The 9,226-nt window shown below is 45.7% G+C and carries 8 protein-coding genes; 4 read left to right on the forward strand and 4 right to left on the reverse strand.

Features of this window, described 5'->3' with window-relative positions; genetic code table 11:
• Positions 1-339 precede the first annotated feature (339 nt).
• Positions 340-1,257 (forward strand): alpha/beta fold hydrolase, encoded by a 918-nt coding sequence (locus tag H6F66_RS05525; RefSeq protein WP_190419029.1) that lies wholly within the window; start codon positions 340-342, stop codon positions 1,255-1,257.
• A gap of 107 nt (positions 1,258-1,364) precedes the next feature.
• Here H6F66_RS05525 and H6F66_RS05530 read toward each other — a convergent pair whose 3' ends face one another.
• The 4 genes from H6F66_RS05530 to H6F66_RS05545 all read right to left on the reverse strand — a co-directional run bounded on the left by H6F66_RS05530 (position 1,365) and on the right by H6F66_RS05545 (position 6,642).
• Complete coding sequence (locus tag H6F66_RS05530; protein ID WP_347269342.1) at positions 1,365-2,771, reverse strand: LCP family protein; 1,407 nt, start codon at positions 2,769-2,771, stop codon at positions 1,365-1,367.
• Positions 2,772-3,112: 341 nt separating this feature from the next.
• On the reverse strand, positions 3,113-3,511 hold the full coding sequence (locus H6F66_RS05535) for a hypothetical protein (RefSeq protein WP_190419031.1): 399 nt from the start codon (positions 3,509-3,511) through the stop codon (positions 3,113-3,115).
• Positions 3,508-4,776 carry a serpin family protein gene (locus tag H6F66_RS05540; protein WP_190419067.1) on the reverse strand — a complete coding sequence of 423 codons (1,269 nt, stop codon included), beginning with the start codon at positions 4,774-4,776 and terminating at the stop codon, positions 3,508-3,510. The genes H6F66_RS05535 and H6F66_RS05540 overlap by 4 nt, the downstream gene beginning before the upstream one ends.
• A gap of 273 nt (positions 4,777-5,049) precedes the next feature.
• Positions 5,050-6,642, reverse strand: a complete 1,593-nt coding sequence (locus H6F66_RS05545) for a S8 family serine peptidase (protein WP_190419069.1) — start codon at positions 6,640-6,642, stop codon at positions 5,050-5,052.
• Positions 6,643-6,935: 293 nt separating this feature from the next.
• Here H6F66_RS05545 and rpe point away from each other — a divergent pair, with 293 nt between their 5' ends.
• From rpe to H6F66_RS28775, 3 genes are all read left to right on the forward strand, one after another.
• The gene (gene rpe / locus H6F66_RS05550) at positions 6,936-7,631 is read left to right on the forward strand and encodes a ribulose-phosphate 3-epimerase (protein WP_190419033.1); all 696 of its coding nucleotides are present in this window, start codon (positions 6,936-6,938) and stop codon (positions 7,629-7,631) included.
• 72 nt (positions 7,632-7,703) lie between these two features.
• Positions 7,704-8,711 carry a WD40 repeat domain-containing protein gene (locus H6F66_RS05555; RefSeq protein ID WP_190419035.1) on the forward strand — a complete coding sequence of 336 codons (1,008 nt, stop codon included), beginning with the start codon at positions 7,704-7,706 and terminating at the stop codon, positions 8,709-8,711.
• Between the two features lie 278 nt (positions 8,712-8,989).
• Complete coding sequence (locus H6F66_RS28775) at positions 8,990-9,121, forward strand: hypothetical protein (protein ID WP_277873955.1); 132 nt, start codon at positions 8,990-8,992, stop codon at positions 9,119-9,121.
• Positions 9,122-9,226 lie beyond the last annotated feature (105 nt).

Raw genomic sequence — 9,226 nt, forward strand, 5'->3', positions numbered from 1 at the left:
ATAAATTGCGTCAACGATTCCCCAATCTAGATACTGACATACTCCCCGCTTTAACTGCATCCACAGCGAAAAAATTGGGGACTAGGGGATCGGGGATTGGGGATTGGGGATTGGAGACAAGACAAAAGAGTAAAAGCCTTGTTCCCTCTACCTTGTTTCCCCTTTGCTTTCTTACACCGCATAATTATCAGTTGTGTCTACACATAGCATCAGAGTTTTTACGGATCTTTTTTATTTATTTGCTAAAAAGTGCGTAAGTACATAGAAGAGTTGAAGAAAGTAAAATAAAGGAAGCCGATAAATCCCGATCGGAGATGGAAATTTAAAGATACGCCTCCCATGACCTTATCTTCCGACCCTAGCGCGATCGCACCCACCAAAGCCAAAATCGTCACTAAAACTTGGACTTGGCGGGGCTTTCCCATTTGCTACCAAACCCAAGGAACCCAAGGGCCGCCTGTTGTTCTAGTGCATGGCTTTGGGGCATCTTGGGGACACTGGCGCAAAAACATCCCCGTCCTAGCGCAAACGTGCCGCGTCTATGCTATTGACTTAATTGGCTTTGGGGGTTCAGCTAAACCCACACCAGGAAATCCAATTTCCTACACCTTTGAAACCTGGGGACAGCAACTTGCTGATTTTTGCCGCGAGGTTGTGGGAGGAGAGGCTTATTTAATCGGTAACTCCATCGGCTGTATTGTTGTCATGCAAGCAGCAGTGGATAATCCGGATATTGCCTTAAAAATTGCTTTACTTAACTGTTCCCTGCGACTGCTACACGATCGCAAACGCGCTCAACTGCCCTGGTATCGCAGCTTTGGCGCACCGATAGTTCAACAACTGCTGTCAGTAAAGTGGATTGGCAAACTGTTCTTTAGTCAACTTGCCAAACCGAAGGTAGTGCGTAAGGTTCTCCTGCAAGCCTATAAGCATCCGGAAGCCGTCACAGATGAACTGGTAGATATGCTTATGGCTCCTGCCTTTGATGAGGGTGCTGTGGACGTTTTTGTAGCCTTTACGCGCTATTCCCAAGGGCCACTACCTGAAGATTTACTGCCGCTTTTGCCTTGTCCGGCGATCATGCTCTGGGGAACGGAAGACCCTTGGGAGCCTATAGAGTTGGGGCGAGAGTTGGCTAATTATCCCAAAGTGGAAAAGTTTATTCCTATAGAAGGTGTCGGGCATTGTCCACAAGATGAAGCGCCAGAGTTGGTTAATCCGATTTTGCTGGATTGGATAATGGAGTCTGGGGACTAGAGGCTGGGGATTGGGGACTAGGGACTGCGTACTAGGGACTGGCTAAGAGTCCTTCCAATTCCCAATTCCCAATTCCCAATTCCCAATTCCCAATCCCCAGTCCCCAATTAATATGAATCCCGACGAGATTGCCTTTGTAACCAGTCTTCACCCAGCTGGATAGTGATATCGGAAACTAAGTTACCTGTGCTTTCTACGCGCACTTCTCCGAATCCAAGCGATCGCTTGATAGCTTGAGCGCTGTCGCCGTCTCCTTGCTGCGCCACTAGGTGCGTCACCCGCAACGGTTCCGGCCAAGGATCGTCCACATAAACGTTTTGGTAGCCAGCTTCCCGGAGCTTTTCGATTAAGGATTGGACAGCCCTCCTATTACCGGTGCTATCTTGAATCGCCACTCGCGTATAAGCAGGGTCATTTGCTTCGCCGCCGTCCAAACCCTGATCGAAGTGCTGCGCCATCATCGTCTGAATGCGACGGCGATTTGGCAACCAGTAACTTACCTCACGCTGTCCGTTCCCACTGAAATCACCAGGAACCATTAACATTTGTACCTGGGAACGTTCTGTCTTCACGCCAAAACCAACTAGCGCCAGCAACTCCTCCACAGTCAAATTGGTGTCAATATGCGACTGAATAACTGAGAGAATTTTTGGCATCCTGGCGAGAGTGGTGGGATTGAGTGCTTGTTCCATCAGCGCCCTCATTACCATTTGCTGTCGCTGAATCCTACCAATATCCCCATACTTGTCATAGCGAAAGCGCAGAAATTGCTGCAACTGATTGCCATTGAGATGTTGTTTTCCCGCCTTCAAGTTGATGTAAAGGTGCTGGGAGTCATCCTGATACTTCATGTCTCTGGGAACGTAAACGGTGACACCACCCAAGGCATCTACCAGTTTTTCTACCCCTTGAACGTTAATTCGGATGTAGCGATCAATTCCGACTCCGCTAAGGAGTTCGCTGGCTGTCTTAGCGCTCAGCGCTGGCCCCCCTTCAACATTAGCAGCATTAATCTTGGTCATGCCGACTCCTTCCACATAGGTGCGGGTATCCCGTGGGATGGAGAGAACAGCTATTTTTTGCGCCTCCGGATTAAACCGCAACAGCAGCATCGTATCCGACAGACCCTCGAAAGAGTTTACTAAGGCGTGGTATCCCAAATTTTGGGTTTCTGGGGGAGGGTTATCCAGGTCTGAAGAGATAACCTTTATTCCCATAACTAAGATATTGACAGGGCGGGTTAGTTCTGGTAATCGCATACTGGTGCGGGAGATGCGATCGCCATCAAATACAGCCGCTTCATCAGGACTCAGTTGGCTTTGCAGCAAAGGCGTACTTGAAAGCGACACTGCAAGCATTGCTCCCGCAGTCGCTGACAACATTGCTACCCCACTCAAACCCAACCCCAGCCAAAGCCAGCTCACCTGATTCCCTTTGGGAGCTGGCTTTCTTGGGCTTGGTTGACCGTTTTTTTGCCCCCAAGGGCGGTTTTCAGGAATTTTTCGAGCTGACACTGACTTCCTCACACACGCTAAAAAATTAGCACAAATCTGCCATAAATACAGGGGCGCATAATCGAGCAATCTGGGGGGCGGACATTTAGGTAAAAAAAATACCGTTCCTACGCAAATTGCACTAGAACACTCATAGCAGTTTTTCCACCGATTTGTTGATAAATCAGGCAAAGGTTGGCAAGAGTTTCAAATTTGTCCCCTTGAGATACTTAGGCTACCAGAATAACCCGATTCCAAGTAAATAATAAGCAGGCGATCGCTTCTACTTTTTTCATCCCCAGTCTCTGGTTGGAAACGAAAAGAGCGAGGTGGCTTGATTCCAAAATGAGGCTAAAAGCTATTTAGGATAAGCGTTTGCGAACAACACCCTCAGCGATTTGACTAATACCCGGAAGACGCACCGATTTACGTTGCCATAGACGCACCATCAACCATAAACTGACTAAAAAGTAACCCGATGTCAGCAGGCTATTGATAAATAATAAGCGCAAGGTCAAAAACTCGGAAGTTTGGGCAACTCCAGCACCCACCAAAATGTATGCCATCAGCCAAGCCATAGCCAGGGTCACGGAAAGTCGGCTCACGGTTTGTTGTTGTCGATTACCCTCCCGTCGGTAAAGCGTCCACAGCGCCGGGAAAAAGCCAACCACAGGCATCAAATAAATAAATAGTTGGTAGAGTGGGGTTTCCAGCTCGTCCCTACTGATGTTTTTATTGTCCAACAAGTCAATTTCTTTCATTGCGGTTCCACAATAGACCCCATAAATAGAACGGTTCCAGTTTGATTATCTCTAATGCAAGAGAAGAACGGGCGGTCTACAATCATTCGGAACGGTTCTTCTGGCCTACGCGCCAATGAGGTCACTACGCCTACGGCAGTTACTGCTGCTGCTTCGGTGCCTTCTTCGTTTACTTCTACAAAGGTTTTATGCTTGACTTGGTTAAGCTGGAGTGGGATAGAACTCATTTGAGTAAAATTGGCTTTTGAGTCAAAAGCAGACTCCATACCTAACGCTTTTAGGGACTCTGCTAAGGAAGTTTCGTACTCCATTTTGAAGCGAGGCATTTGAATAAATCCTGGTCGCATTGTGAACTTGTTCATCCATTGCTCCCAGTTTTCAGTGTTGAGTTGTTGATATAAAGCTGTCAGGTTAGACTTTTGTTTTGGCAGGAATATATAAAAACTCAGTCTTTCTTGACCATAGGGAATACTTATTGCCTGAAACTGGTCTGTTTCATAATATTTATATTTTCCGGTTCGCGACATCATTGGATGTTGTTTCTGAGCGCCATTTGTTAAGTAAAAAGGTTTATTAAGTGTATTTGCTTTATCAAATTCATTTGTCCAGATGCCTTTAAAATAAATAGCATTAATTAAGAAAAGCACTTGATCTGAGCTTAAACCATTTACAATCTCATTAATTTTGCCGCGAGTATTCTCCTTCACCCAATTATTCATAACAGATGGGGAATTAGGGTTATTAAAATCTAAATCGGTAATTTTTGCTTGATAAAATTGGCGATTTCTCTGGAGAAATTCCGGATTAAAAGAAACTCCTTGTCTTGCCCAAAGGGAGTTCGCGATAGTCAATTGTACTTGGGGGTCTGGATTTTCTAGGATTGCTTTTAAAGCTTCATTGGAGCTGTTTACTTCCTGTAAACTCATTCCTTGGATTTCCAGGGTGTTCGCCATTGCTTGTTGAGTTTTGCCGCTGGCACCGTTGTAGGTCATGGCAAGAGCGATCGCTACACTAGAAGGCGAAATAAAAACGTTCTTACCGCTGTCTTTTTTCAGAATTTGCTTGAACAGCTTGAAACCAAATTTAGTATTAGCAGCAACCAGCTTTTGATCTACAGAACTATTCTTAGACACCTGTGCCTGCAATTGATTGGGACGAGCGATCGCTATATTAGGATTTTTGAGTGTTGACCATCCAACTAAACCCAAAACGATGATACTTGCAGATGCGATCGCTTTTAGCTGATTTAATATTTGCGGATTCATTGTGTTGCTTTTTTGCCATAACATTCTTTATATCTAGAATGACGGGGAAGAAACACAAACGTTCCATCTGTTACCGTTTTAGTAACTGATTGAGAAGCATTATTACCCGGCGATTAAAAATTGCGGCTACACAAACCAAGCATTATTACCCGGCGATTGGAAATGGCGGCTACACAAACGAAGTCCGCACACCATCCGGACTATAATAAAATCCGCACACCATCCGGGCTTTGTTTGCGTAGCGCCATTTAGACTGAGCACAATTTATCCTTTTTATTTTTTCGGTACAGTCCACCAAGCCAAAGCGTAAGGCTGGGTATCTTCATTAACTTTCTGACGATACTGGACGCGGATTTTGTAGCGACCAGTGGCGGGAATTTCGTGAAAAATGTGTTCTACACTGTCAACATCGCTTTGTGAAGACCAGATACTTTTGCTGATGTCATCGTCTTCGACGCGCATCAAGTAAATGTCAAGGTTGTTTAAACCGCGATCGCTAAAACTTTCCCCAACATCATACCGCTGGTTCTTATTTTTATCTTGCAACTCCACCAGGCGATCCCAAGCAAGCGTAACCGAGACAAAACTGCGTTCTTGCAGCGGTTGCTCTAACACATAATCTTGAAATGATGACTCCTTTACAGTCCGGTAATCCCAACCTATCGGCGGGAGTGCAGCATCCGGTTTCCACTGCCCAGGACTAAATTGCTGGTAAGCTCGAAAAGCATTCAATTGTCCCGTACCCATTTGGAAATCTAACGGGATTTTTTGGTCTTTGTAGGCATCAGATTCTAACCAATTGCGGTTATCTTTGGTCAAGATATCGCGGCTCATCCCCAAGCGTAAGCGATCGCCATTATCTTTGATTTTCTCCGCCGAGTTCAACAGCACCGCTTTCATCACTTCGTGGCGGCGGGAATCTAGACTCCAGTTAGACTGTTTTGCTCGCAGCTGGCGATCGCCATATTCTTGTAACAAAGCCACAGACGCTGTAACATGGGGAGCGGCAAAACTCGTCCCCGTGACACTATCAACCTTTCCTTCCAGATTCAATAAATCAATATTGCTCCCCGGTGCTGCTAAATTAATCGAACGGCGGGGCCCGACATTAATTTCGCGGTTAATCAAACGCCTGCCAATACCAACGGGTGCAGCACTCAAGTTGGCAAAGTCTACTTTAGTAAAAACATCCTGGCGGCGCGTTGTGTAAGCAATATTCACACCATTAAAATTGTCAGTGGGAATGGGGATGCCGCCGTTGCCTTGATTACCAGCAACTACATAAATCACGTCGTGAACCCGCGAAGACCAGTCAATACATTGTGTTAACAAAGCATTGCCATCCAAAACCGGATCGGTTCGCGAGTCTCGTTCCAAAGATTCGCCAAAACTAAAATTAATCGCTCGGACATCGCCCCCATTTTGCACTGCTACGTGTTGAGCAGATAAACACTCCTCCGGTTGTCCTGCTTTCTGGGGTGAGCCAACAGCAGAAGAATATAGTCGTGCCTCCGGTGCCACTCCCGGTAATGCTTTATCCGAGCTAATCATCACACCCGCTACCATTGCCGCATGAGCATCGACGTTGCTATCAGCTTTAGCTGGGGTATCGCGATAAAAGACTCGCATTAGGGAGAAAGTTCGCTTCTTGGACGCAGTTTTATCTAACCCAAATTGCCCCGGTCTGCCAATTTCCACCTGACCAATAGCAATCTTTCGGCCCAATAAATTATAAGGAGGGGCGTGCAGCTTGCGGACATCAATGCCAGATTCTCCGAGTGATGAGGTATCTTTAGCCAGTGAGGAAGGTGCAGTAATCAGTGGAATACTGATTCCCCAAACAAGCCATGCCAGTTTTTTGACAATTTGCTGCTGCGTCAAGGAAACTTCTCCAATGAATGTGTGAAGGGTTGATTGATACTTACGCTTCGGTGCAATTTTTTCTTAGCCCCCTTAAAAAAGGGGGGGTTCTGATGTGGGGGATATAACATGATGGAACTTAGGTTTTGATCCCCACTGCCCCCCTTTTTTAGGGAGGTTCTGAATCTGCGTTCTAATCTATAAAATTACGCATTGCATTACTTCACAATTTTTTAAGACTTGCGACATCTTTTGTTAAACTTATTACAACCCAAGGACGCAAAAGAGTATAAATAGCCATGAGCCAGAAGCCGATTGTTGTAGCTCCATCAATCCTATCAGCTGATTTCAGTAGGCTGGGAGAGGAAATCCGGGCGGTAGATGCCGCTGGTGCAGATTGGATTCACATTGATGTGATGGATGGTCGCTTTGTCCCCAATATCACCATTGGCCCGCTGATTGTAGAAGCTATTCGTCCTGTTACACAAAAGCCCCTGGATGTCCACCTGATGATCGTGGAACCAGAAAAGTATGTCGCAGATTTTGCTAAGGCGGGGGCTGATCATATCTACGTTCATGCGGAACACAACGCCTCACCGCATCTGCACCGGACTCTAGGACAAATTAAGGAACTGGGCAAAAAGGCTGGTGTCGTTCTCAATCCTTCTACTCCTTTGGATTTGATTGAGTATGTGCTGGAGATTTGCGATCTGGTATTAATTATGAGCGTTAACCCCGGTTTCGGCGGTCAAAGTTTTATCCCAGAGATGGTGCCGAAAATCCGGAAGCTGCGCCAGATGTGCGATGAACGCGGTTTAGATCCCTGGATTGAAGTGGATGGGGGTTTGAAGGGTAACAATACTTGGCAGGTTTTGGAAGCTGGCGCTAATGCAATTGTGGCGGGTTCTGCTGTGTTTAAGGCGAAGGATTACGCTGAAGCAATTGAAGGTATTCGTAATAGTAAGCGTCCGACTCCTGAGTTGGCTAAGGTTTAATTTAATTAATTATGCCTGCATCCTCGAAGGGTGCGGCTACGCTAACGAAGCCTGCGATCGCAGGCTTTTTTTGTGGTTGGATGGGGAGAATGCGATCGCATCTCCGACCTATCCCAAGTCCTATTTATGTCTCACACTCCCACTTGGCAATGTATACACACTCTCACCGGACATTCCAACTCCGTTCTTTCCGTTGCCATTACCCCGGATGGACAGACTTTAGCTAGTGGCTGTAGTGACAAAACCATCAAGCTATGGAACCTCAGCACTGGACAAGAACTCTACACCCTCGCGGGACATTCAGGCTCCATTACTTCCGTTGCTATCAGCCCTGATGGGAAGATTCTAGCAAGTGGTAGTCGTGACAAAACTATTAAGTTATGGAATCTCAGCACTAGAGAAGAAATTTACAGCCTCACTGGTCATTCAGACTACATTACTTCCGTTGCTATCAGCCCTGATAGGAAGACTCTAGCAAGTGCCAGTGACGACACAACTATTAAACTTTGGGATCTTAGAACTGGGAAGGAAATCCGCACTCTGAAGTGGCAAGTAAAAGTATATTACGGTTTTTCTCTTGTCTTCAGTCCAGATGGACATACTCTCATTAGTAGTAGTGGGGATGATGCTGTATCTTTAAACGCCGTAGCGTGGAATTTAACCACTGGTGAGGAAATCTGGGCAAAGAGTTGGAAACAGGGTATGGATTGCGTTTTTTCCATCGCCGCCAGCCCAGAGGGAGAAACTTTTGCGACTTTTTATCCCCCAAACATTATGCTGTGGAATATCAAAACTGGCGAAAAAATTTATACTCTTACACAGAACCCTAACTCGTCAAATTGCTTAGCTTTTAGCCCAGACGGGAAGATTTTGGCCAGTGGTGGCATTGATTCTGAAAGCCTAGAAGATGGTAAAGAAGACGGAATCATCGAACTGTGGAATCTTGATACCAGAGAGAAAATCTGTACTCTGACGGGGCATTCATGGGGAGTTTATTCCGTGGCTTTTAGCCCAGATGGGCAAACTTTAGTTAGTGGTAGTGAGGACAAGACTATCAAGATTTGGCGGTTATCTTCCTAAAAAAGGACAATTTAATTTATAGAATCTCAAGGAATTAACAAAGGTGAGCGTTAAGCTACATTCTAACTTTCCCTTTAATCCTGAGTGGTAAGAAAAATTTTATGCTACGAAGAAGGTATAGCAATCCTATTTGAGTTGTAAGATGCTAACCCTTCAGATACCCAACTTCGTAAGAGAAGTCGGGTATCTCGCCTTCACGAATCATTTAGGACGGCAGCAATTCAAGGGTTTGGTGCGATACATCTGTAGGGACATGGCATTGCCATGTCCCTACCAAGGTGGCGAAAACAAAAGAACCGCGATATAAATATTCCACCTTACTGAGAAACGCTATCGAGGCGATCGCTATTAAAGAAAACCAAGAAGACTGGCTGGTTATCAATGTAATTGTCCAATTCTTTTCAGGGTAAGCTCATCTAATTTGGTATAAATTGTACTTGACAATAAATCTGGGGTCTGAGAAGTGAAAAAACAAGCAATGCGAGCGCCGGAAAATCTCCAGGAGTAGGCTGATA

Origin of the sequence: Trichocoleus sp. FACHB-6 (genome assembly GCF_014695815.1) — a bacterium.
GTDB classification, from domain to species: domain Bacteria; phylum Cyanobacteriota; class Cyanobacteriia; order Cyanobacteriales; family FACHB-T130; genus Funiculus; species Funiculus sociatus.